The organism is Microbacterium testaceum StLB037, assembly GCF_900104345.1.
GTDB classification, from domain to species: domain Bacteria; phylum Actinomycetota; class Actinomycetes; order Actinomycetales; family Microbacteriaceae; genus Microbacterium; species Microbacterium testaceum_A.
On the sequence record NZ_FNJN01000008.1, the window covers coordinates 209,652 to 232,264 of the forward strand.

Annotated in this window: 22 protein-coding genes and 1 tRNA gene; 7 read left to right on the forward strand and 16 right to left on the reverse strand. The window is 70.1% G+C overall.

Translation table 11 applies throughout. The features are described from left to right. Positions 1-29: 29 nt before the first annotated feature. Both BLS25_RS16260 and BLS25_RS16265 read left to right on the forward strand, forming a co-directional pair. Positions 30-1,445 carry a sensor histidine kinase gene (locus tag BLS25_RS16260; RefSeq protein WP_056230026.1) on the forward strand — a complete coding sequence of 472 codons (1,416 nt, stop codon included), beginning with the start codon at positions 30-32 and terminating at the stop codon, positions 1,443-1,445. After that, positions 1,442-2,098 carry a response regulator transcription factor gene (locus BLS25_RS16265; RefSeq protein ID WP_074697075.1) on the forward strand — a complete coding sequence of 219 codons (657 nt, stop codon included), beginning with the start codon at positions 1,442-1,444 and terminating at the stop codon, positions 2,096-2,098. Before BLS25_RS16260 ends, BLS25_RS16265 begins: the two co-directional genes overlap by 4 nt. 336 nt (positions 2,099-2,434) lie before the next feature. Here the strand turns inward: BLS25_RS16265 and BLS25_RS16270 are convergent, their stop codons facing one another. After that, positions 2,435-3,796 carry a PhoH family protein gene (locus tag BLS25_RS16270; RefSeq protein WP_056230019.1) on the reverse strand — a complete coding sequence of 454 codons (1,362 nt, stop codon included), beginning with the start codon at positions 3,794-3,796 and terminating at the stop codon, positions 2,435-2,437. Positions 3,797-4,044: 248 nt separating this feature from the next. Next, complete coding sequence (locus BLS25_RS16275; protein ID WP_056230016.1) at positions 4,045-4,818, reverse strand: isoprenyl transferase; 774 nt, start codon at positions 4,816-4,818, stop codon at positions 4,045-4,047. Between the two features lie 165 nt (positions 4,819-4,983). Between BLS25_RS16275 and trhA the strand changes: the two genes are divergently transcribed. Then, positions 4,984-5,676, forward strand: coding sequence for a PAQR family membrane homeostasis protein TrhA (gene trhA / locus BLS25_RS16280; protein ID WP_176786408.1), 693 nt, complete (start codon positions 4,984-4,986; stop codon positions 5,674-5,676). 120 nt (positions 5,677-5,796) lie between these two features. On the opposite strand, the gene BLS25_RS16285 is transcribed toward trhA, so the two are convergent. Next, the gene (locus tag BLS25_RS16285) at positions 5,797-6,072 is read right to left on the reverse strand and encodes a hypothetical protein (protein ID WP_056230009.1); all 276 of its coding nucleotides are present in this window, start codon (positions 6,070-6,072) and stop codon (positions 5,797-5,799) included. Positions 6,073-6,135: 63 nt separating this feature from the next. Here BLS25_RS16285 and BLS25_RS16290 point away from each other — a divergent pair, with 63 nt between their 5' ends. Continuing rightward, positions 6,136-6,531 carry a DUF4307 domain-containing protein gene (locus tag BLS25_RS16290; protein ID WP_056230004.1) on the forward strand — a complete coding sequence of 132 codons (396 nt, stop codon included), beginning with the start codon at positions 6,136-6,138 and terminating at the stop codon, positions 6,529-6,531. Between the two features lie 103 nt (positions 6,532-6,634). Further along, the gene (gene greA / locus BLS25_RS16295; protein WP_056230000.1) at positions 6,635-7,126 is read left to right on the forward strand and encodes a transcription elongation factor GreA; all 492 of its coding nucleotides are present in this window, start codon (positions 6,635-6,637) and stop codon (positions 7,124-7,126) included. A 69-nt stretch (positions 7,127-7,195) separates the two neighbouring features. Here the strand turns inward: greA and ilvA are convergent, their stop codons facing one another. Next, positions 7,196-8,425 (reverse strand): threonine ammonia-lyase, encoded by a 1,230-nt coding sequence (gene ilvA, locus BLS25_RS16300; protein ID WP_056229997.1) that lies wholly within the window; start codon positions 8,423-8,425, stop codon positions 7,196-7,198. Continuing rightward, positions 8,422-9,612, reverse strand: a complete 1,191-nt coding sequence (locus BLS25_RS16305; RefSeq protein ID WP_056229994.1) for an AI-2E family transporter — start codon at positions 9,610-9,612, stop codon at positions 8,422-8,424. The genes ilvA and BLS25_RS16305 overlap by 4 nt, the downstream gene beginning before the upstream one ends. 71 nt (positions 9,613-9,683) lie before the next feature. On the opposite strand from BLS25_RS16305, the gene BLS25_RS16310 reads away from it, so the two are divergent. After that, the gene (locus BLS25_RS16310; RefSeq protein ID WP_056229991.1) at positions 9,684-10,925 is read left to right on the forward strand and encodes a winged helix-turn-helix domain-containing protein; all 1,242 of its coding nucleotides are present in this window, start codon (positions 9,684-9,686) and stop codon (positions 10,923-10,925) included. Positions 10,926-10,964: 39 nt separating this feature from the next. On the opposite strand, the gene BLS25_RS16315 is transcribed toward BLS25_RS16310, so the two are convergent. The 11 genes from BLS25_RS16315 to BLS25_RS16365 form a co-directional block, all read right to left on the reverse strand. Further along, complete coding sequence (locus BLS25_RS16315) at positions 10,965-11,534, reverse strand: LemA family protein (protein WP_056229986.1); 570 nt, start codon at positions 11,532-11,534, stop codon at positions 10,965-10,967. A 108-nt stretch (positions 11,535-11,642) separates the two neighbouring features. After that, positions 11,643-11,718 (reverse strand) — tRNA-Leu (locus BLS25_RS16320). A 292-nt stretch (positions 11,719-12,010) separates the two neighbouring features. Continuing rightward, positions 12,011-13,414 carry an NAD(P)/FAD-dependent oxidoreductase gene (locus BLS25_RS16325; protein WP_235556996.1) on the reverse strand — a complete coding sequence of 468 codons (1,404 nt, stop codon included), beginning with the start codon at positions 13,412-13,414 and terminating at the stop codon, positions 12,011-12,013. Continuing rightward, positions 13,411-14,766 carry a S8 family serine peptidase gene (locus tag BLS25_RS16330; RefSeq protein WP_074697079.1) on the reverse strand — a complete coding sequence of 452 codons (1,356 nt, stop codon included), beginning with the start codon at positions 14,764-14,766 and terminating at the stop codon, positions 13,411-13,413. Before BLS25_RS16330 ends, BLS25_RS16325 begins: the two co-directional genes overlap by 4 nt. Beyond that, positions 14,763-15,281 carry a DUF501 domain-containing protein gene (locus tag BLS25_RS16335; RefSeq protein WP_056230150.1) on the reverse strand — a complete coding sequence of 173 codons (519 nt, stop codon included), beginning with the start codon at positions 15,279-15,281 and terminating at the stop codon, positions 14,763-14,765. The genes BLS25_RS16330 and BLS25_RS16335 overlap by 4 nt, the downstream gene beginning before the upstream one ends. 43 nt (positions 15,282-15,324) lie before the next feature. Next, a complete protein-coding gene (locus BLS25_RS16340) occupies positions 15,325-15,942 on the reverse strand; it encodes an FtsB family cell division protein (protein WP_235556995.1) in 618 nt (205 codons plus the stop codon). Between the two features lie 162 nt (positions 15,943-16,104). Then, complete coding sequence (gene eno / locus BLS25_RS16345; RefSeq protein ID WP_074697081.1) at positions 16,105-17,385, reverse strand: phosphopyruvate hydratase; 1,281 nt, start codon at positions 17,383-17,385, stop codon at positions 16,105-16,107. A 96-nt stretch (positions 17,386-17,481) separates the two neighbouring features. Beyond that, the gene (locus BLS25_RS16350; RefSeq protein ID WP_056229976.1) at positions 17,482-18,150 is read right to left on the reverse strand and encodes an O-methyltransferase; all 669 of its coding nucleotides are present in this window, start codon (positions 18,148-18,150) and stop codon (positions 17,482-17,484) included. A 31-nt stretch (positions 18,151-18,181) separates the two neighbouring features. Further along, the gene (locus tag BLS25_RS16355) at positions 18,182-18,973 is read right to left on the reverse strand and encodes a cytochrome c oxidase assembly protein (RefSeq protein ID WP_256335607.1); all 792 of its coding nucleotides are present in this window, start codon (positions 18,971-18,973) and stop codon (positions 18,182-18,184) included. A 196-nt stretch (positions 18,974-19,169) separates the two neighbouring features. Then, a complete protein-coding gene (locus BLS25_RS16360; RefSeq protein ID WP_074697085.1) occupies positions 19,170-20,018 on the reverse strand; it encodes an SGNH/GDSL hydrolase family protein in 849 nt (282 codons plus the stop codon). A gap of 109 nt (positions 20,019-20,127) precedes the next feature. Continuing rightward, positions 20,128-21,573 (reverse strand): MFS transporter, encoded by a 1,446-nt coding sequence (locus BLS25_RS16365; RefSeq protein ID WP_074697087.1) that lies wholly within the window; start codon positions 21,571-21,573, stop codon positions 20,128-20,130. A 126-nt stretch (positions 21,574-21,699) separates the two neighbouring features. Here BLS25_RS16365 and BLS25_RS16370 point away from each other — a divergent pair, with 126 nt between their 5' ends. Then, entirely contained in the window at positions 21,700-22,557 is an 858-nt protein-coding gene (locus tag BLS25_RS16370; RefSeq protein WP_056229963.1) for a helix-turn-helix transcriptional regulator, read from the forward strand. Positions 22,558-22,613 lie beyond the last annotated feature (56 nt).

Consider the following 22,613-nt stretch of genomic DNA (forward strand, 5'->3'; position numbering starts at 1 on the left):
ACGACGCCGAGGCGCGCCATAATCAGAGGATGAGCCGCACGCCGAGACCCGTCTCGACGCGCGTGCGTTTCCTCGGCGCGATCCTCGGCGTCGTGCTGCTCGGGATGATCATCGCGGGCGGCGTCACGTTCCTCGTGCAGAGCGAACGTGTCGTGGCCAATGCCGAGCGCCAGCTCGACGGTTTCGATTCGACGCTGTCGACGAGCAGCCAGGATGCCGCCGCCCTCGTCGCCGCGACCATCCCCGGCCGCACCGATGGCACGGTGGCGCTCGACGGCACCCGCGTGCTCGCGACGACGCCGGCCCCGCCGGGACTCTCCGTCGGCGACGACGCGGGGCTCGTGGCATCCCTCGCCGATCAGATCAGCCTCGGCAACGACCGGGGCCGCCTCGACAGCGATCACGGCCCCGTCCTGTACGCGGCCGTCGAGACGCGCGGCGGAGTCGTCGTGCAGGTCATCTCGATCGATCAGCGCATGGAGCTCGTCACGCTCTCGACCGTCACCTACGGGATCTCGGCGCTCGTGGTGCTGCTGCTCGTCGGGGTGGCGGGCTGGTTCGTGACGGGGCGCCTGTTCTCGCCGCTCCGTCGTCTGCGCGACACCACCGACGCCATCACGATCGACGACCTGGGCACGCGCCTGCGCGCGCACGGGAACGACGAGATCTCCGACCTCACCACCTCGGTGAACTCGATGCTCGATCGCCTGGCGATGTCGGTCGACGCGCAGCGGCAGTTGCTCGACGACGTCCGGCACGAGTTGAAGACCCCCATCACAATCGTCCGCGGCCACCTCGAGATGATGAATCCCGCCGACCCCCACGACGTCACCGAGACGCGTGAGCTCGGCATCGCCGAACTCGACCGGCTCTCGCGACTGGTCGACGACATCGACACCCTGGCCGACGTCGAGAGCGGGGCGCTCGAGGCCGCGGTCATCGACGTCGGGGCGCTGACCGACCGCGTCGCCGAACTCGCCGGCGCCATCCCCGGCCACACGTGGACGATCGACCAGCGGGCTCGCGTCCGTATCCACGGCGACGCGGACCGCCTCGTGCAGGCGTGGCTCCAGCTGGCCGACAACGCCGCGAAGTACACCCCCGAGGGCACCTCGATCGAGATCGGCAGCACGGCCGACGACACGACGGCGCACCTCTGGGTGCGCGACCACGGCCCCGGCATCCCGCCCGCCGCGCGTCATCGCGTCTTCCGCCGCTTCGACCGGCTCTCGACCGGGCGCGGAGTGGACGGATCGGGGCTGGGACTGTCGATCGTGGATGCCATCGCCAAGGCGCACGACGGACACTGCACCGTCGGCGACACCCCCGGCGGTGGCGCGACCGTGGCCCTGCACATCCCCGTGACCGGGGCCCAGTCCCCCGCGGAGCTCCCGACGCCCGTGCGCGCCGGTGACGTCGTCATGCAGAGAGAGGCCACCGGATGACTCGCATCCTCATCGCGGAAGACGAGGAACGCATCTCGGCGTTCGTCGCGAAGGGACTGGAGTCCGCGGGCTATCAGACCCTCATCGTCGCCGACGGGGCGGAGGCCCTCGACACCGCACTGTCGGGCGACGTCGACCTCGTCCTGCTCGACGTCGGGCTGCCGACGCTCGACGGTTTCGAGGTGCTGCGGAGCATTCGCGGCCAGGGGTCGCAGATCCCGGTCATCATGCTCACCGCCCGCACGAGTACGAGAGACACCGTCGACGGGCTCGACGCCGGGGCCAACGACTACGTCGCCAAGCCCTTCAAGTTCGACGAGCTTCTCGCCCGTGTGCGGTCACGCATGCGCGAACCGATGACCGTGGGGCCGATGACGGTCTCGCACGGAGACGTCTCGCTCGATGTCCTCGCGCGGCGGGCGACGGTCGGCAGTCGCGAGATCGACCTGAGCGCGCGCGAGTTCTCGCTGGCCGAGGAGTTCATCCGCCACGCGGGTCAGGTCCTCAGCCGCGAGCAGCTGCTCAGCCGCGTGTGGGGGATGGACTTCGACCCGTCGTCCAACGTGGTCGATGTCTACGTGCGATATCTGCGGGCCAAGATCGGCCAATCCCATATCGTCACCGTGCGCGGCGCGGGCTATCGCTGGGAATGACGCAGAAAACCCGAAAACCCCCGGCGGGGGAACCGGGGGTTTGGGGAGACGCCCACGGTGGTCTTCCGACTCACCCGAAGAGCGGTGACCTGCACGTGACGTTCTCGTGTTTTTCCTGGGGGAACCGCCGAGGCGGGTGACGAGGTTTCCCTCGTCGATGGCTCTACTCTGACGGGCCATTGTGAGAACCCGGCGAGCCGCGAATGAGAACCCTCTCATCTTCCGTCGCGGCCTCGTCCGGCGCCGGTCACCCCGGTCGAGGCGCGCCTCAGCCACTCCGGCACAGACGAAGAGGGGCCGGGATGCCACGGCATCCCGGCCCCTCTCTCTTCACCGTTACGAGAGCTCGCCGGCCTCCAGCAGCTCCGTCACGAGCGCGGCGATGGCCGAACGCTCGGACCGCGTGAGGGTGACGTGACCGAACAGACCGTGGCCCTTGAGCGTCTCGATCACCGAGGCGACGCCGTCGTGCCGACCGACGCGCAGGTTGTCACGCTGACCCACGTCGTGCGTCAGCACCACGCGGGAGTTCTGGCCGATGCGGCTCAGCACGGTGAGCAGCACGTTGCGCTCGAGCGACTGCGCCTCGTCGACGATCACGAACGCGTCGTGCAGCGACCGGCCGCGGATGTGCGTGAGCGGGAGCACCTCGAGCAGACCCCGAGCGAGCACCTCTTCGAGCACGTTGCCCGAGACGACCGAACCCAGCGTGTCGAAGACCGCCTGCCCCCAGGGGCCCATCTTCTCGGCCTGGTCGCCCGGGAGGTAGCCGAGCTCCTGGCCGCCGACGGCGAAGAGGGGGCGGAAGACGATGATCTTCTTCTGCTGCTGACGTTCGAGCACGGCCTCCAACGCCGCGCACAGCGCCAGCGCCGACTTCCCGGTGCCGGCCCGGCCGCCGAGCGAGACGATCCCCACCTCAGGGTCGAGGAGCAGGTCGAGCGCGATGCGCTGCTCGGCCGAGCGCCCGTGCAACCCGAACGCGTCGCGGTCACCGCGCACCAGGCGGTACTCCCCCTTGCCGGTCACCCGGCCGAGCGCCGATCCGCGCTCGGAGTGGATGACGAGGCCGGTGTTGATCGGCAGCCCCTTCACCGTTTCGCTGACGCCCACTTCGGTCTCGTAGAGGTCGGAGATCTCATCGCCCGAGAGGTCGATCGAGGCGATCCCGGTCCACCCGGAGTCCATCGCCTGCTCGGCGAGGTACTCCTCGGTGCTCAGACCGAGGGATGCCGCCTTCACGCGCATCGGGAGGTCCTTCGACACCACGGTGACCTCGGCGCCGTCCTGCGCGAGGTTCATCGCGACGGCGAGGATCCGGCTGTCGTTGCCGCCGGTGCGCATCCCCGAGGGCAGCACCTGCTGGTCGGTGTTGTTCAGCTCGACGCGGAGCGTGCCGTCGGTCCCGACCGGGACGGGGAAGTCCAGGCGGCCGTGCTCGATGCGGAGTTCGTCGAGGTGACGCAGGGCCTGGCGGGCGAAATACCCGATCTCGGGGTCGTGACGCTTCCCTTCCAGCTCGGTGATCACCACGACGGGGATCACGACGGAGTTCTCGGCGAAGCGGAAGAACGCTCGCGGATCGCTCAGCAGGACGGAGGTGTCCAGGACGTACGTGCGAAGAGCCTGGTCGACTCCCGCTTCGGACTCGGTGCTCTCGACGACGTGACGCTGGTCGTACGGTGCTCGTGCAGTCACAACCCACTCCCGACCCGGGTGAATCACCCGGTTGTCACGAGTCGACCTGTGGGTCACGAGTCGCGATCCGAAGGTCGACTCGACCGGACTCCGTGTCCGATGTGATCACCGTACGACTCCGCGACACCCTCGAGGGTCGTTAACACGCCGCGAATATGACGAGTTCGTGAACAGCGCGTTCGCGCGGCTCGCGGCCGCGAAGTAGTTCACCGGATGCCGTGCGCCGGCGCCGCCGCGCGGGGCAAGTGTTACTGCCCGAAGCGTCGGTCGCGCGCCGCGAAGTCGCGGATCGCGCGCAGGAAGTCCACCTCGCGCAGGTCGGGACCGAGGGCCTCGACGAAGTAGAACTCCGAGTGCGCGGACTGCCAGAGCAGGAAGTCGCTGAGCCGCTGCTCGCCCGAGGTGCGGATGACGAGGTCGGGATCGGCCTGGCCGCCCGTGTACAGGTGCTCGCCGATCTGCTCCGGGGTGAGACTCGCGGCGAGCTCTTCGAGGGATCCACCCGACTGATCGTGCTTGGCGATGATCGAGCGCACGGCATCCACGATCTCGCTCCGACCGCCGTACCCGACGGCGAGATTGACGTGCAGACCCTTGTGCCCCCGCGTGCGCTCGGTGACCTCGTGCAACACCTCGGCGAGCTCCGTCGGCAGGCCCTCGGCGCGGCCCACGTGCTTGACCCGCCAGTTTGGCTCGTGCGAGAGCTCCGCGGCCAGCTCGGCGATGATCTCGAGCAGGTCCTGCAGCTCCTGACTGTCGCGCTTGACGAGGTTGTCGTTCGAGAGCAGGTACAGCGACACCACCTCGATGCCGAGGTCGTCGCACCAGCGGAGAAACTCGTGCATCTTGGCCGCCCCCGCGCGGTGACCGTGTGCGGCGCTGTCGTAGCCGAGCTGTCGCGCCCACCGACGGTTGCCGTCGATCATCATCGCGACGTGGTGCGGCACGGTGGCCGGCATGCGACGGCGAAGGCGCGAGATGTAGAGACGGTAGAGGGGGCCTCGCCCCTCGTTCTTCCGCATACGCGCCACCCGCCTACGCTACCGCGTCACGGGCGACGTCACGGGTCTGAAACGGGTGACGCTTCCTGGGGGAACGGTGAGCGGATCGCCCATGTACCACCCGGAGCATGGGGGCCGACGTAGGGTCGAAGCGTGACGAGCTCGACCCCCGCAGACGGCCCCGACCTGCCCCAGCTCCCCCTCTTGGAGGCGGGCGCTCTGGGCGCGCAGGCCGATCTCAAGCCCACCTGGCGCGGCTGGATCCACGCGGGCACGTTCCCCGTCGCGATCGTCGCCGGCATCGTCCTGATCACCCTCGCCCAGGGCACGCCCGCCAAGTGGGCGGCGGCGGTGTTCATGGTGACGTCGATGCTGCTGTTCGGCAACTCCGCGCTCTACCACCGCTTCCACTGGAAGCCGAAGACGCTGGCCGTGCTCAAGCGCATCGACCACGCCAACATCTTCCTGCTGATCGCCGGCACGTACACGCCCCTGGCCGTCCTGGCCCTGCCGACCCCCAAGACCACGCTGCTGCTGTCGATCGTGTGGGGTGGGGCGATCCTCGGCATCCTGTTCCGGGTCTTCTGGATCAACGCTCCGCGCTGGCTCTACGTCGCGCTGTACCTCGCGCTCGGCTGGGCCGCCGTGATGTACCTGGGCGACCTGCTCGCGGCGAACGTCGCGATGATGGTGCTGGTCGTCGTCGGCGGACTGCTCTACACGGCCGGCGCGATCGTCTACGCCCTCAAGAAGCCCAACCCGTGGCCGGGGCACTTCGGGTTCCACGAGATCTTCCACGTGTGCACCGTGCTGGCGTTCCTCTGCCACTGGACGGCGTGCCTGCTGATCTCGCTCGCCCCCGCGTACCACGGCGGCTGATCGCGCCGCGCATCCCGCGCGAGTCGCCAGGATGCGTCGCGTCGGAAAGGTCTGAGGCGACGATCATCAGCGAGTCACACGGTGACGGCGATGCCGGATGCCGGGGCCTCCGACAACCGCTCAGTCGCGGGGAGCGGCCGGGTCGATGTCCTGGTCGTCGACTGCGCTGGCGTTCTCGGCGGCGCGCGCCTGCTCCTCGGCATCCAGCTCCGCATTCACTTCTTCGCGGTACCGACCACGGCGGATGCGACGCAGCATGTCCCACACGAGGAGGAAGACCGCGACGCCGATGAAGGCGATCGCGGCGAAGCCGAGCGGCCCGGGCGTCACGATCGACTCGTCGGGGGTGACGACCGGGGAGGGTGTGGTCGCGAGAGCGACGATCACGGAGTGCATGGAGTCCTTCGGTCCGGGCGGAAGCGCGTAGCCTGGTACTCCAGCCTAAAGCCCGGGGAGACCATGACGACGCAAGCCCTGCTCGATGACCGTTACGGGCGCACGCGGTCGCCCCGACGGCGCATCGTCGGCTGGTCGATCGTCGCGGTGCTCGCGCTCGGAGCCATCGGGTATCTCGGCTACACGACGTTCGCCAGCAGTGCCGCCTCGGTCACGGCCACCGACACCGGCTTCACCGTCACCGACGACAAGTCCGTCACGGCGAGTTTCCAGATCACCGCCCCCGTCGGCAAGCCGGTCGCCTGCGCCCTCGAGGCACGCGACGAAGACCACGGCACCGTGGGCTGGAGGGTCGTGCAGTACCCGGCATCCGACGACGCATCCCGCGCCTTCTCCGAGACGATTCCGACGCTCTCGCTGGCGACGACGGGTTTTGTCAACGCCTGCTGGGTGCCGTAAACTCGCGGGATCACGACGCGCCCCGGCTCGATGCCGGGGCGTTCGACATATCCCCCGCCGGCGGCCGCACGCGCGCCGTCAGCGCCTCGACGAAGGAGTACCCGTGTCCAACGACGCTCAGGTGACGTTCCTCACGCAAGACGCCTACGACCGCCTTCATAACGAACTCGAGCACCTCTCGACGACGGGCCGGGAAGAGATCGCCAAGCGCATCGAGGCCGCCCGCGAAGAGGGAGACCTCAAAGAGAACGGCGGCTACCACGCCGCCAAGGACGAGCAGGGCAAGCAGGAGGCCCGCATCCGTACCCTGCAGCAGCTGCTCAAGGACGCCAAGGTCGGCGAAGCCCCCGAGAGCCACGGCGTCGTCGAGTCGGGCACCGTCGTGACCGCGATCGTCGCGGGCGGCGAGGAGAAGTTCCTCCTCGGCAACCGCGAGATCGCGGCCAACTCCGAGCTCGACGTCTACAGCGAGGCCTCGCCCCTCGGCGCGGCCATCATGGGCCTCAAAGAGGGCGACAAGGGCTCGTACACCGCGCCCAACGGCAAAGAGATCTCGGTCGAGGTCGTCAAGGTCGAGACGTACTCGGGCCAGTAACCCGCCTGTCGCCCGCGAGCCGCTCCCCCGTCATCGGGTGGGGCGGCTCGCGGCGTTTCTGCTCTCGGGTCAGTTGGGGACGACGGTCGCGACGAACCCGGCGTCCTCGAGCGTCTGGATGACCAGAGCCCGGTGCTCCTCACCGCGCGTCTCGACGCTCAGCTGGAGGATCACCTCGCTGATCTGCAGTCCCTGACCGTGACGCGTATGCAGCACCTCGATCACGTTGGCGCCCACGCCGGCGAGCAGCTCGGACACCCGAGCGAGCTGGCCCGGGCGGTCGGGCAGCGGAATGCGAAGGGACATGTAGCGACCGGATGCCGAGAGCCCGTGCGCCACGACCCGTTGCAGCAGGAGGGGGTCGATGTTGCCCCCCGAGAGGATCGTGACGGTCGGGCCGGTCGCTTTCACCTTGCCCGCCAGGATCGCTGCGACACCTACGGCCCCCGCCGGTTCGACGACCTGCTTGGCGCGCTCGAGGAGGACGAGGAGCGCTCGAGCGATGTCGTCCTCGGTCACGGTGACGACCTCGTCGACGTATTGGCGGATCAGTTCGAAGGGCAGGTCACCGGGACGGGCGACGGCGATGCCGTCGGCGATCGTCGGCGTCGTCTCGACCTGCATGGGGTATCCCGCGGCGAGCGACGAGGGGTAGGCGGCGGAGTTGTGCGCCTGCACGCCGATGATGCGGACCTCGCGCCCCTCGGCGGCCGCCCGGGCCTTCACCGCGGCGGCGACGCCCGCGGCGAGCCCTCCCCCGCCGATCCCGACGATCACCGTCTCGAGGTCGGGCATGTCCTCGACGAGCTCGAGGCCCAGCGTCCCTTGACCCACGACGATGTCGCGGTGGTCGAAGGGATGGATCAGCACGGCCCCCGTGCGCTCGGCGAACTCAGCGGCCAGGCGGAGCGGCGTCTCGACGGTCGCACCCTCGAGGATCACCTCGGCGCCGTACCCTCGCGTGGCGAGGAGCTTGGGCACGGGCACGCCCAACGGCATGAAGATCGTCGCCGCGATGCCGAGCTGCTGCGCGGCCAGGGCCACGCCCTGAGCGTGATTGCCCGCGGATGCCGCGACGACGCCGCGCGCGCGCTCCTCGGCCGTGAGACGCGAGAGGCGGTAGGTCGCGCCGCGGATCTTGAACGAACCGGTGCGCTGGAGGTTCTCGAGCTTGAGGCTCACCGGCACGCCGAGGAGCTCGGTCAGATGCAGCGACTCATCGAGCGGGGTTCGCGTGATGATGCCGCGCAGGTTCTGCGCGGCATCTTCGAACTCGGCCAGGGTGGGAGTGTCGTTCATGATCTCCTTCCGCGCTCGCGCGGGACGGTCCGCCAGATCAGATCCGGGGATGCCAAAACCTCACCGTCGCGCTTCCACGCCTTGGTGCTCAGATAGACGGCGACGACGTTCACGAATGCGGCGAGCGGTACCGCGAAGAGCGCTCCGGCGATGCCGCCGACCATCGCGCCGCCCGCCACCACGAGCACGACCGCGAGGGGGTGCACCTTCACGGCGGAGCCCATGAGGATCGGCTGCAGGATGTGGCTCTCGATCTGCTGCACGGCCAACACGACGATGAGCATGAACAGGGCGATGAGTGGACCGTTGTAGACCAGCGCGATGAAGACGGCGAGGGCTCCCGTGGCGACGGCGCCGACGAAGGGGATGAACGCGCCGAGGAACACCAGGACGGCGATGGGGATCGACAGCGGCACGCCCAGCAGGAAGGCGCCCAGGCCGATGCCGATCGCGTCGATCGTGGCGACGAGCAGCTGCGTGCGCGCGTAGCTCTTCACGGTGCGCCACCCCGCGCGACCGGCTCCGTCGACGGCGGGACGCGCGACGCGGGGGAACAACCGGGTCGTCCAACGCCAGATGCCGCCGCCGTCGGCGAGCAGGCAGAGCAGGATGAACAGCGTCAGCAGCACGCCGGTTCCGACGTGACCGATCGTGGTGCCGATCGCCAGCGCACCGGTCCAGAGCACCTCCGCCTGCTGCTGCAGGAAGGTACCCGCCTGCCGGAGCCCGTCGTCGATCTGCTGAGCGCTCAGGTGGAGCGGACCGTCGATGAGGTACTGGCGGAACTGCGAGACGGCGTCGACGGTGCGCTGACGGACCGAACCGAACTCGCGCGTGATCTGCCAGACGGCCAGCCAGACCAGCCCCGAGATGACGGCGATGGTACCGAGGACCGTGACGACGATGGCCAGCCACTTCGGCCACCGGTGGCGCTGCAGGAACGAGAAGGCCGGCCACACCAGCGCAGTGACGAGGATCGCGATGAGCAGCGGCACGACCAGCAGCTTCAGCTGGATGACCACGAACACCACGACGGCCAGGGCGGCCGCGATCACGAGCAGGCGCCAGGCGTAGGCCGTGGCCTGTCGCAGCGCCGGGGGCACCGGCGGTTGCAGGTCGCTCGAGACCGTGCGCCGCTTGAGGGCGTCGAGGAACGATCCGCGAGGTTCGGGATCAGTGCCGCTCATCCCGTCAGCCTACCGCCGCCCTCCGACATGCACCGCCGAGCATGTCGGAGGTGGCCGATACGGTGACAGACATGACCACGACGCTTCGTCGCGCCGACGCCCGCCGCATCGCCTTGGCCGCCCAGGGCTTCGCCCGCCCCCGGCCCGGCACCGTCGGCACCCGGCAGATCACCAGCGCTCTGCACCGCATGCGCATCCTCCAGATCGACTCCGTCAACGTCTTCTCGCGCTCGCACTACATGCCGCTGTTCGCGCGCCTCGGCGCCTACGACACGGCCCTGCTCGACAAGCTGGCCTTCGCCCGGCGTCCGTCGTGGGTGGAGTCGTGGGCGCACGTCGCCTCGCTGGTGTCGGTCGACGACTGGCCGCTGCTGCAGTTCCGCCGCGACGATCTGCGGGCGAAGTACGGGCACGATGCCTGGGCCGAGGCCAATCAGCCCCTCCTGCAGTGGCTCCGCGACGAGCTCGCCGACCGCGGCCCCCTGCGCCCGGCCGAGATCGACCACGATGCGCGCAGCGGGTCGCGTGGGTCGTGGTGGGGCTGGGACGACGTCAAGAACGGCCTGGAACGCCTGTGGCTGTTCGGAGAGGTGGCCATCGCGGGGCGGCGCGGCTTCGAGCGGCGCTACGCCCTGGCATCCGACGTCCTGCCCTCCGAGGCCCTGCAGACCGCCGTCCCCCGTCCCGAGGCGATCGCCGAGCTGGTGCGCCGCGCCGCTGTGGCCTACGGCGTCGCGACGGCCGCCGACCTGGCCGATTACTGGCGCGTCCGCGATCGTCCCGCGGTGATGGCGGCGATCCACGATCTCGTCGAGGACGGAGAGCTGATCCCCGTCGAGGTCGAGGGCTGGGCGATCGCCGGCCGCCCCGCCAAAGCGTGGCTGCACCGCGACGCCGCGCGCCCCCGCAGAGTGGATGCCGCGGCGATCCTCACCCCGTTCGACCCGGTCGTGTGGTTCCGCGATCGCGCCGAGCGCCTGTTCGACTTCGACTACCGCATCGAGATCTACACACCGGCCCCCCAGCGCCGGTTCGGGTACTACTCGCTGCCCGTCCTCGTCGGAGACGACGTGGTCGGCCGGGTGGACCTCAAGGCCGATCGCGCGTCGGGCGCCCTGCGCGTCCAGTCCGCGTGGTGGGAGCAGGGTGCTGCGCCGGATGCCGCCGACCGTGTCGCCGCCGAGCTGCTCACGGCAGCGCGCTGGCAGGGCCTGGACCGCGTCACCGTGTCGCGGTGGGGTGATGCCACCGATGACCTGGCCGGGGCCCTGCGCGCCGAGCGGCATGACCACCCCGATGGTCGCGCGAACTGAAACGCGCCCCTTCTGCCGAAGCGGAGGGGGCGCGATTCGTCAGAACTGCACGCGGGGCGGTTCGGCGATCGCGGCGCCGTCGATGACCTCGAAGAACTCCCGCTCGTGGAAGCCGAGCTGACGGGCGAAGAGGTTGTTGGGGAACACCTTGATCTTGGTGTTCAGCTCGCGCACTCCGCCGTTGTAGAACCGGCGCGACGCCTGGATCTTGTCTTCGGTGTCGACGATCGAGTGCTGAAGCTGCAGGAAGTTCTGGCTGGCCTGGAGCTGCGGGTACGCCTCGGCGACCGCGAACAGCGACTTCAGCGCCTGCTGCATGTGGCCCTCGGCGACACCGGCCTCGGCAGGGCTCTGCGCCGAGAGCGTCTCGGCGCGGGCGCGCGTGACGTTCTCGAACACGGCCTTCTCGTGAGCCGCGTACCCCTTCACCGTCTCGATGAGGTTGGGCAGCAGGTCGGCGCGTCGCTTGAGCTGGACCGTGATGTCACTCCACGCCTCGTCGACACGCACGTTCAGCGCGACGAGGGCGTTATAGGTGGCCCACAGGTAGATGCCGGCGATGATCAGGATGCCGACGATCACGATGACCGGTACGAGCCACTCCCACATAAGTCCCCACACTCCGTTCGAGAGATTGCCCTTCAGTGTAACCGCGGGCCGCACAGCGTTACGGGCAGCGGCCGGGGACTCCCAGGGGATGTCCACGAGACGGAGCACTGGTACCCCCGGTGGGACTCGAACCCACACTGAAGCGATTTTAAGTCGCCTGCCTCTGCCATTGGGCTACGGGGGCCCGAGCCTCCACCGTATCGCGGGGCGGTCGCGCGCCGGTCGCGCGGGGTGCCGCACCCGTTATGGGGCGGCGAAAGTGGCCTCGGGGCGTCGTAGGTGGCCCCGGGGCCACGACGAGACGCCGCACCGCCCCGATCACGCACGCGCGGCACAGCCACCCCGACACGCGGACCCCGGACGCCGCAACCCGGCGCGGAATGCCTCACCCGTGACGGGGCGGCGAAAGTGGCCCCGCGGCATCCGGAAACGACGAGACCCCCGCACCCAGGGGCGCGGGGGTCTCGAACGAGGGCTTACTTGGCCGCGACGGGCTCGGCCTTCTTCTCGGCCGGAGCCGCGGGGGCCTCGGCGGCGGGAGCTGCCGGACGCGGACGCGCGGCGAACTCCTCGAACGCGGCACGGGGCTTCTGAACGGCCTCGAGGTTGACGACCTCGCGGCCGTGGAAGAAGTTCTGCATCCAGTCGCCGACCACACGGAACTTGCGCTCCCACGTGGGCATGGCCAGGCCGTGGTACCCACGGTGGGCGAACCACGCGATGAGACCGGTCAGAGCAATGTTGCCCGACTGGAACGCACCGTTGTACAGGCCCAGGCCGGCGACGGCACCGAGGTTCTTGTGGTTGTACTCCTTGGGCTCTTCGCCGCGAAGGACAGCCACGAGGTTCTTGGCCATGAGCTTGCCCTGGCGCACCGCGTGCTGCGCGTTGGGGACGCAGAAACCGCCGACACCGCCACCCGAGAGGTCGGGAACCGCTGAAACGTCGCCGGCCGCCCAGGCACCCTCGACGATTTCGTCGTCGGTTCCGACGCGCAGGTCGGGGCGGGTGCGGATGCGACCGCGCTCTTCGACGGGGAGGTCGCTGCCACGGACGACCGTGGGGTTGGCCATGACTCCGGCCGTCCAGATGATCAGGTCGGTCGGGAGGTTCTCACCGGTGGAGAGCTCGACGATGCCGTCGACGGCACCCTTGACCTGCGTGTCGAGGTGCACGAAGGCACCCTTCTTCGCGAGGTCGGCGAGAACCCACTCGCTCGTCTTCTGCGAGACCTCGGGCATGATGCGCCCCATGGCCTCGATGAGGTGGAAGTGCGTGTCGTCGAACGACAGGGTCGGGTACTGCTTCAGTAGCGACGACGCGTAGGCACGGAGCTCGGCGAAGACCTCGATACCGGCGAATCCGCCGCCGACGACCACGACGGTCAGCAGACGGTCGCGCTCGGGGCCGGCCGGCAGCACCGACGCCTTGTCGAAGTTCGACGTGAGGCGGTCGCGGATGGCGACGGCCTCTTCGATCGTCTTGAGTCCGATCGCGTTGTCGGCGATGCCGGGGATCGGGAAGGTGCGCGAGACGGCACCGGCGGTCACGACGATGTGGTCGTAGCTCTGCTCGAAGGTCTCGTCACCGGCGATCGGCGTGATCGTCGCGGTCTTGGTCGCGTGAGAGATGCCCGTGATCTTGCCCGCGATGACCGTCGTGCGCTTGAGGTGGCGACGAAGGCCCACCACGACGTGGCGCGGCTCGATCTCGCCCGCAGCGACCTCGGGGAGGAAGGGCTGATACGTCATGTACGGCAGCGGGTCGACGAGCGTGACGTCGGCTTCGTTACGGCCGAGGAGCTTCTCGAGCTTCCAGGCGGTGTAGAAACCTGCATAGCCCCCACCGACGATGAGGATTCTGGGCACGGTAGTGGTCACGATGTGAGGGACTCCTCGTTTGTGGTGCGGCTCGGCTCGCGGGAGACGCGCGCCTGTCGGATTCGCCGGGCAGCAGCAGTGACACCGAGCGCAATCATTATAGCGGCCAGTGTGGCGGCACCGAGCGGCAGCGATCCATACAGAACGCTATCGCGAGACGGCAGCAGGGGCGAGCTCGCCGCCGGCGCGGCTTCGATCGGCGGCAGCGGGGGGATGACGACCGGGGTCGAGGTCGGCTCGGGCGACGGCTGCGCGTCCGCCCGGCGGTACAGCCGGATCCATTCCTCGAGGCTCCCCAGCGGGTTCTCCGACACGGTCTCGACCCGCGCCGACACGGCGGCCGCGGCATCCACCAGACCGTACCCGTAGAGCTTGTCGGGTCGCGCGGAAGCGCCCGCGGCCGGCTTCGCCGTCTGGATCAGGCGGTTGAGGACGTTGTCGGCATCCATTCCCGGATGCGCGGCGCGGACGAGAGCGGCGATGCCGGCGACGATCGGGGCGGCGCCACTCGTTCCGTTCCACTGCACCAGGGTGCCGTCGGCCGAGACGCCGATGAGTCGCTCGCTCGGGGCGGAGAGCCCGATGGTGATGCCCTGCGTCGACGCGTCGTTGCTCGCCGCGCCGGTCGGGTCGACGCCTCCCACGGCGAGCACCCCCGGAATGGTGGCGGGGGCGCCCACGCGGTCGGTGCCGCTCCCCCTGTTGCCCGCGGCGACCACGATCACGACGTCGTGGTCGAAGGCGTACTCGAAAGCGGTGTCCCAGCTGGTGTCCCAGTCGAGGGTGTTGGTCGTCAACGACATGTTGATGACCGTCGCACCGTTGTCGACCGCCCAGCGGATGGCGTCCGCGATCTGGTCGGTGAAGGGCTTGGTGCTCGCAGCCCCGAAGCCGACCGAGATGGACAGCAGCTCGGCTTCGGGCGCCACGCCGATCATGCCGCGACCGTTACCGGTGCCGCGTGCCGCGGCGAGAGAGGCCACCCAGCTGCCGTGGTTCGCGTCGACGGCACCGACGGGGGTGCGTCCGTCGGCGGCCCCCACGCCCGAGACGTCGGTGCCACCCGCGACGGCTCCGTTGAACTCGGCGGGACCGCGCCCGATCCCGGTGTCGATGACGGCGATCTTCTGCCCCGCGCCGCGCGTCGTCTTCCATGCCTCTCGGACGCCGTACTGGTCGAGCCAGTACTCGCCCGCGCGGACCGAGTCGGTCGGATCCTCGGGCACAGGATTGGCGGGCGCCTGCGGACTGACCGACGCCGGGACCGACACGGCCGCCGCGGGCATGGTCGTCGCGCCGCTCAGCACCGTCACGAGAAGAACGGATGCCACGACGGCGACGACGCGCTTCATCCGCCGGTCCCGGGGCTTTCGCACTGGCACCGCTCGGGCGACCAGGTGCCGCGCGCGAGGGCGCGGTCGCCGATCGGATTGACGCCGGGGCCGGCCGCGAGCGCGTGCCCCGCCAGGGCGTGCAAACACTTCACGCGCGTGGGCATGCCTCCGGCCGAGATGCCGGCGATCTCTTCGGGCTCGCCGTACGCTGCGCGGTCGCGGAGGTACGCCTCGTGGGCCGCGCGGTACTGCTGCTGCAGCTCTTCGTCTTCGGCGAGCTCGTCGGAGAACTCCTTCATGACGTGCCCCGCCTCGAGCACCGACATCGCCGCCGTCGCGGCGGGGTGGGTGAGGTAGTAGAACGTGGGGAACGGGCTGCCGTCGTCGAGACGCGGCGAGGTCGCCACCACGGTCGGATTGCCGCACACGCAGCGCGCGGCGATCCCCACGACGCCGCGCGGTACACGGCCGAGCTGCGACTGCAGAACGGCCAGGTCGGCGTCGGAGGCGGGGGGAAGCGTTGCGGTAGTCATCGACTCCAGGGTACCCGGGGTCTCCGACACTCCGTCGGGCCGCTCAGCCGGCCGGGGCGTCGGGCGCGGGAGTCGGGTCCGGGACGCCGATCGTGATGTCGGGGACGGCGACCTGCGCGGCGCCCGACGAGGTGACCGAGCGGACGAGCTGCGCCATCCAGTCGGTACGGGTCTGCCCCACGTCTCCGCTGACGTCGTCCTGCTCCTGCGGTGTCGCCGAGGCGGGGAGGTCGTTGTCGATGAGGTAGACGACCTCGCCGGGGAAGGTGTACCCGAGCCGCTCGCGCGCCTGCGTCCGGATGTACGCGGGGTCCGACCATCGATCGCGCTGGGTCTGCAGGTCGGCGACCTCGGACTTGCTCAGCTGCACAGCGCTCCGCAACGCCTGGATCTGCTGACGCTGATCCATGTACGTCCCTACCGTCGGGACGAGCACGAAGGTCCCGAGCACGACCAGGCCCAGCATGATCACGACGAAGCCCGAGATGCGCACCCGCCCGAGCCACTCGCGCACGTCGACGCGGCGTTCCTCGGCCGAGGGGCGCACGGGCTGTCGCACGGGACGCGCGGGCGCCTTCGCCGAGCTCTTCGACGCCTTGGAACGCGACGTCGGAGCCTCGGATGCCGCGGGACGGCGGGGCGGCAGTGTCGGTCGCTCCACGGCATCCTTTCCGTCGTCATCCCGCCCGGGATTCGGGCCGCGAGTGAGTCTACGTCGCCGGCCCGGGGGCCCCTGGGGACGCGCCGGGTGCTCGGCATCCGTCCAGCGAAAACGACGAAGGAGGGGGAACCGTGCGGCTCCCCCTCCTCGATGGTCGGTCGATCAGCCCATGAAGCGGGGGAACGCCGAGCGGCCCGCGAAGACCGCGGCGGTGCCGAGGTCTTCTTCGATGCGGAGCAGCTGGTTGTACTTCGCGACGCGCTCGCTACGTGCCGGGGCGCCGGTCTTGATCTGGCCGGCGTTGACCGCGACGGCGAGGTCGGCGATGGTGGTGTCCTCGGTCTCGCCTGAGCGGTGCGACAGCATCGAGGTGTAGCCCGAGCGGGTGGCCAGCGAGATCGCGTCGAGCGTCTCGGACAGCGTGCCGATCTGGTTGACCTTGACCAGCAGCGAGTTGGCGACGCCGAGGTCGATGCCCTGCTGCAGGCGCTTCGGGTTGGTGACGAACAGGTCGTCACCGACGAGCTGGACCTTGGAGCCGATGGCATCCGTCAGCTTCTTCCAGCCGTCCCAGTCGTCCTCGGCGAGGGCGTCCTCGATCGTGACGATCGGGAAGTTCGCGACGAGGTCGGCGAAGTAGTCGACGAGCGTGTCGACGCTCCACTCCTTGCCCTCGACCGTGTAGACGCCGTCCTTGTAGAACTCGGTGGCGGCGACGTCGAGGCCGACGGCGATGTCCGTGCCGGGGGTGAACCCGGCCTTCTCGATCGCGCGGATCAGGAAGTCGAGACCCTCGCGGTTGCTGGGCAGGTCGGGGGCGAAGCCGCCCTCGTCGCCCAGGCCGGTGTTGTAGCCGGCCGACTTCAGCTCGCCCTTGAGGACGTGGTAGACCTCGGTGCCCCAGCGCAGCGACTCGCCGTAGGTCTCGGCGCCGATGGGGGCCAGGAAGAACTCCTGGAAGTCGATGCCGTTGTCGGCGTGCTCGCCACCGTTGATGACGTTGAACAGCGGAACGGGCAGCAGGTGCGCGTTGGGTCCGCCGAGGTAGCGGAAGAGGGGAAGGTCGGCGCTGTCGGCGGCGGCCTTGGCCACGGCGAGCGAGACGCCGAGGATGGCGTTGGCGCCGGTGCGCGACTTGTTCTCGGTGCCGTCGGTCTCGATGAGGATCTCGTCGATGATGCGCTGCTCGCTGGCCTCGACGCCCTCGATGGCGGGGCCGAGCTCGTCGACGACCGCGGCGACGGCCTTCAGCACGCCCTTGCCGCTGTAGCGGCTCTTGTCGCCGTCGCGCAGCTCGTAGGCCTCGAACGCGCCGGTGGACGCGCCGGAGGGGACGGCGGCCCGCTGGACGATTCCGTCGTCGAGGAGCACCTCCACCTCGACGGTCGGGTTACCGCGCGAATCCAGGATCTCGCGCGCGTTGACAGCCTCGATAAGTGCCACGAAGGACTCCTCGTTGGTTCTTGGGTGGAGAGGGGGCGGAGCGTCGTCGGTCCGTGGTCGAGTCTAGTGACCCCGTCCGTCGGGCGTGCGGCCGAGTCAGGACGCGGTCGGATCCACCACGATCGCCACCGCCACCCCGTCCCACCCCTTTCGGTCGAGGGTCTGCAGGGCGGTGGCGTCGAAACGGGGGTCGGCGCCGAGCATCAGGATGCCGCGGCGAGCGCCTTGCACCTTGCCGTCGGGCGTGTCGGCGTCGGCGACCTCTCCCCCGCGCACGACGTTGTCGAGCACCACGACCGTGCCGGGTCGGCCGAGGCGCGCGGCCCAGTCGAGGTAGGTCTCGTTCGATTCCTTGTCGGCGTCGATGAAGACGAGGTCGAACGGCTCCTCGTCGACGAGGGTCGGCAGCACGTCCGCTCCGCGGCCGACGCGCACCTCGACGCGATCCGCGACTCCCGCACGCGCGAGGTTGGCGCGGGCGATCTCGGCGTTCGCCGGCTCCGCCTCGATGGTGACGACCCGTCCCGTCTCGCCGACGGCCCGGGCGAACCAGATCGTCGAGTACCCACCGAGAGTGCCGACCTCGAGCACTCGCCGCGCGCCGGCGATCCGCGTGAGCAGGTGCAGGAATTTCGCGTTGACCGGCGCCACCTCGATCGCGGGCAGTCCGGCCTCGTGCTGGGCGGCGAGCGCGGCTTCTCCCGCGGGGTCGGCCCCGATGAGGGTCTCGGTCAGGAACGCGTCGACGTCTTCGTGGGTGCGCACTCCCCCAGCCTGTCGGCGTGCGAGCGGCGGGTCAACGCTCTCCGCGCAGGTGGGCGCGCGTCATCTCGTCGTACTCCTCGTCCGAGAGCTCGTCGAAGCCCTTGGCCTCGACCCGGTCGCTGCGCATCCACCGGACCATGAGGATCACGAGGATCGGCACGTCGGCGAACTCGGCGATGAACCAGATCATGTCGCCCGCGAGGTGCTGGTCGTGCAGCAGCGAGGGCCACCACGACACCGCCTGCGTGGCATCCGGGATCAGATCCAGCACATTGTCGTTCAGACGCATCAGCAGACCCGGCACCGAGTCGATCAGCAGCTCGACGAACGCGAGCAGGAACTCGATCGCGATGAAGGTGCCGGTGTGGACCGCGCCGAGCGCCATCATCGGCAGCACCATCGCGAGCCCGACGAGGGGCACGACGATCCCGAGCGAGGCTTCGACCACCGGATTCACGCGCAGGATGCCAGCGATCGGGGTGAGGAAGAGGCAGAAGACCGCGGCGATGACGACGGTGGCGACCATCGCGTTGCCGAAGACGCGCGTGATCCTCGACGCGAGGAAGCGTTCGCGGATGCCCGAGGGGACGAGGTCGAGCGGGCGCCCGGCCGCGACACCGGCGGGGACCGCGAAGATGAGCAGGGCGACGCGCGTCGAGAACGCCCACCGCAGCTCTGATGAGTACACCCCGAGGAAGCCGAGCTCGATCACCGCGTAGGGCAGCAGCCCGAGCGCGAAGAAGCCGATCGTGCGCAGTACGGGCCAGGTCTCTCCGCGTCGGCGGACGCGTCGAACGCCCGAGAGGTAGACCGCGGATGCCACGAAGAGCACGCCGAGCGTGATCGGATCGGCGCGCCAGGTGCTGAGGAAGACATCGAGGGGAGGCGTGGAAGAACGGTAGAACCGCGAGCTATGCGTCCGCCGGGGATCGGGGGCGGACCGAACTCCTGAGGTTTCGGCGCGCGTGGCGCCTGAGCCGCAGGAATCCGGCGCGGGAAGTGCTCGCCCGATCAGCGATTCAGGAGTTCTGCTCGCTCGCGCGGTCCGGCACATCACCGGCGCGCGCGCCGGGCCGACGCACCGGTTCGAGAGCCGCGAGCAGCGCCGGGAGCAGCGCATCCGCCGTCCGCCGGTACCCGAGTGCGCTGGGGTGGAACCGGTCCACGCTGAACATCTCGTCGGGTCGCTCGGCGAACACCGGGCCGACCGCCCGCGCGAGGGCCACAACCCGCCCTCCGGCACGGTGGACCGCCGCGGCCTGCGCCGACGCCAGCTGCCGCGACGAGCGGGCCGCGAGAGCGCGCAGCGGCTGCGGAATCGCCCGGAGGGTCCCGAGGTCGGGACACGTGCCGACGACGACAGGTATCCCGCGCCCGCGCAACTCGCGCACGACCTGCTCCAGCTGCTCCGCCGAGCGCGACGCCGGTATGCGGTGCGTCACGTCGTTCCCGCCCACGACGATGACCGCGGCATCCGGCCGGTACCCCTCCGGGAGCGCGGCGACCTGACCGGCCAGGGCCGAGGTCTCCGAACCCACCACCGCGGCGGTCCGCAACCGCACCGGGCGCCCGGCCTCACGGGCCATGCCCTTCGCCAGCCGCGCGCCGAGCGTGTCTCGACGGTGTCCCGCGCCGAGACCCGCGGCGATCGAGTCGCCGAGCACGAGCAGCTCGACCGGCTCGCCCGGGTGCTTCTTGCGGCGCCAGACGCGGTCGGCGTCGAGCGCCTGCTCGCCGAGGGGCTTGCCGATGCGGCGCCGGGCGATCGCCGCCTGACGGGAGATGAGGGTCCGCAGCCCCACGGCCCCGGCGCCGGCGAGCGCGACGACCGACGCCGCGGTCAGGGTCACCGGTCGACGCGTTCGCATCCTCCGATGACACCCGCCCGCGGTGAACGAGCGGTGGACGCGCCGTGACGATGGGGAGACGTCGGGCTCCCGGCATCCCGTGAACACCATTCAGACGGGATGCCGCGACTCACCGCGCCGCCGACCGGCTCCGCGCGCGCAGGGCCACGGCGAGAGCGAGCACGGCCACCGCCAGCACGATGTCGAGGGCGAGCCCCGCGAGCAGCTCGGTGCGGCCGGCGACGCCGGTGAGCGTCACGATTCCTCCGATGACGATCACACCGAACGAGAGGGCGAGCTGCTGCGCGGTGCTGAACATCCCGCCCGACAGGCCGGCAGCCTCGACGGGCACCTCGCGCACCACGAGCTGGGTGAGCGGCGAGAAGATGAGCGCCTGCCCCGCCCCGAGCACGACGAGAGCGGGCTGCAGCCAGAGGCCGATGTCGTGCCCCCACCCGAAGACGAGCGTCACCGCCATTGCGACGAGCGCGACGATCTGCATCGAGACGCCGAGCACGAGGGTCGAGTCCCCGATCTTGGCCTGGATGCGAGCGACGGCCAGCGACATCGCAGCGAACACGACGGCGAACGGCAAGAGAGCCATCCCGGCCTCGAGTGACGACAGCCCTCCGGCCTCGACCGCGCGCGGGAAGACGTAGAGCAGGGCCGAGTACCCGGCGAAGAAGAGCGCCGCGGCGGCCAGGCCCAGCTGCAGGGGCCGCAGTCGCAGCACGCTGGGCGGCAGCAGGGGAACCCGGCCCGAGCGTTCGATCGCGTTCTGGTGCATCCACATCGCCCCCAGAGACACCGCCGCGACGACCAGCGCGACCGCCACGGGCCACGACCAGCTCCAGACCGGACCGAAGGTCAGCGCCACCGAGACAGCCAGGATGCCGAGGCCGAGTGCCGCCGTGCCCACCAGGTCGATCGCGACGACCTCGTGCGCGCGGGAGCGAGGTGCCAGAGGGGCGAGCGAGATCGCGGCGACGGCGATCAGCGCGACGACCACGAAGACCGCGCGCCATCCCTCGACCGGCCCGAAAGACAAGGCTGCCAGTGCCCCTCCCGCGACCTGGCCGACGGCGGCGCCGATGCCGCCGCTCGCCCCGAACGCGGCGATCGCGCGGGTGCGCGCCGCGCCCTGCGATGTCGCCTGGATCGTCGCGAGCACCTGGGGTGTGCAGAGCGCCGCTCCGACTCCCTGCACGATGCGGGCGGCGATGAGCGTCTCGATCGACGGTGCGAGGGCGCAGGCGATCGCCGAGATGAGGAAGAACCCCATCCCGACGACGTAGAGACGGTGCCGCCCGAAGCGATCGCCCAGTCGGCCGCCCAGGATGAGGAGCACGGCGAACGGGATGCCGTACCCCGCGATCACGAGCTCGAGGGCGACGTCCCCCGCCCCGAACCGCTCACGGAGAGTCGGCAGGATCACGGTCACCGCGTTGAAGGCGAAGGTCCCCACCCCGGGCCCCAGGAGGAATCCGAGGTAGCGCCACGTGGGCACCTCGGCGGAAGCGCCGGGGCGGATGGGCACCGGAGCGGTCGCGGTGCCGGGGTGTGCGGAAGTCGTCATGGTGCCAGCATGCGGGCCGTCGCATCCTGGTACCAGGAGTGCGCTCATCCTGGTAGTGGCACCACTCCCCTCCGACGTCGCGATGATGGAAGCCCGTCCTATGATCGCCGGAGAGGGAGGGATGCCATGACTCGATCCGACGATGTGCGCGCCGAATTCGCGGGGTTCCTCCGCAGTAGACGAGCGCGCCTCCGCCCCTCCGACGTGGGGCTTCCCGAGGGGATACGACGCCGCGTCGCTGGCCTGCGCCGCGAAGAGGTCGCACAGCTCGCCGGGGTGGGGCTGACCTGGTACACCTGGCTCGAGCAGGGGCGTCCGATCGCGGCCTCCGCCCAGGTCGTCGCCGCGATCGCGCGAGCACTCCGGCTGAGCGATGACGAACGAGACCACCTGTTCGCCCTCGCCGACCTGCCGGTGCCCGACCGCGAGGCGCGGCTGTGCGTCGGAGCCACCCATCTCGACCTGCTCGAGAAGCTCCTCCCCTACCCGGCCGCGGTCCAGACCGCGCGTTTCGACATCCGCGCCTACAACCGCGCGTACCGGTATCTCTTCGACGACCTCGACGAGATGCCCGCCGAGCGACGCAATTGCGCCGTTCTGCTGTTCACCGATTCCGAGTGGCAGCGTTCGCACGTCGACCTCGACCACGCCCAGCGGAGGATCGCCGCGCGCCTGCGCGCCGCGTACGGCCGCCACCACGAGGAACCCTCCTGGCAGCGTTTCGTCGCCGAACTCGAGGAGGAGTCCCCGCGCTTCGCCGAACTGTGGCGGCTCGGCGACGTCGGAGGAGAACGCAACGCAAACAAGCACCTCGTCCACGCCCGCGTGGGCGAACTCCATCTCGAGATGTCCAGTCTCTGGATCGACGACGGTCTGGGCTCGCGCGTGGTGTGGTTCTCTCCGCGCGATGCCGAGACCGCGGTTCGCCTGGAACGCCTCGCCGCGGAGAACCCTGCCGAAGCCCTCATCAGCGCGGTGGCGTGACCCCGACCCGCGCGCCGTGGGTCGGGGCACGGCAGCGGTGGCCGGCATCCCCTCCC

Coding starts and splice junctions, on each gene's coding strand:
- ilvA (WP_056229997.1), bottom strand. CDS start 8,425: ATGAACGACACTCCCACCCTGGCCGAGTTCGAAGATGCCGCGCAGAAC.
- BLS25_RS16275 (WP_056230016.1), bottom strand. CDS start 4,818: ATGCGGAAGAACGAGGGGCGAGGCCCCCTCTACCGTCTCTACATCTCG.
- BLS25_RS16315 (WP_056229986.1), bottom strand. CDS start 11,534: ATGTGGGAGTGGCTCGTACCGGTCATCGTGATCGTCGGCATCCTGATC.
- BLS25_RS16330 (WP_074697079.1), bottom strand. CDS start 14,766: ATGAAGCGCGTCGTCGCCGTCGTGGCATCCGTTCTTCTCGTGACGGTG.
- BLS25_RS16290 (WP_056230004.1), top strand. CDS start 6,136: ATGACGACGCAAGCCCTGCTCGATGACCGTTACGGGCGCACGCGGTCG.
- BLS25_RS16285 (WP_056230009.1), bottom strand. CDS start 6,072: ATGCACTCCGTGATCGTCGCTCTCGCGACCACACCCTCCCCGGTCGTC.
- BLS25_RS16360 (WP_074697085.1), bottom strand. CDS start 20,018: ATGCGAACGCGTCGACCGGTGACCCTGACCGCGGCGTCGGTCGTCGCG.
- BLS25_RS16335 (WP_056230150.1), bottom strand. CDS start 15,281: ATGACTACCGCAACGCTTCCCCCCGCCTCCGACGCCGACCTGGCCGTT.
- BLS25_RS16310 (WP_056229991.1), top strand. CDS start 9,684: ATGACCACGACGCTTCGTCGCGCCGACGCCCGCCGCATCGCCTTGGCC.
- BLS25_RS16265 (WP_074697075.1), top strand. CDS start 1,442: ATGACTCGCATCCTCATCGCGGAAGACGAGGAACGCATCTCGGCGTTC.
- BLS25_RS16260 (WP_056230026.1), top strand. CDS start 30: ATGAGCCGCACGCCGAGACCCGTCTCGACGCGCGTGCGTTTCCTCGGC.
- BLS25_RS16370 (WP_056229963.1), top strand. CDS start 21,700: ATGACTCGATCCGACGATGTGCGCGCCGAATTCGCGGGGTTCCTCCGC.
- BLS25_RS16305 (WP_056229994.1), bottom strand. CDS start 9,612: ATGAGCGGCACTGATCCCGAACCTCGCGGATCGTTCCTCGACGCCCTC.
- BLS25_RS16365 (WP_074697087.1), bottom strand. CDS start 21,573: ATGACGACTTCCGCACACCCCGGCACCGCGACCGCTCCGGTGCCCATC.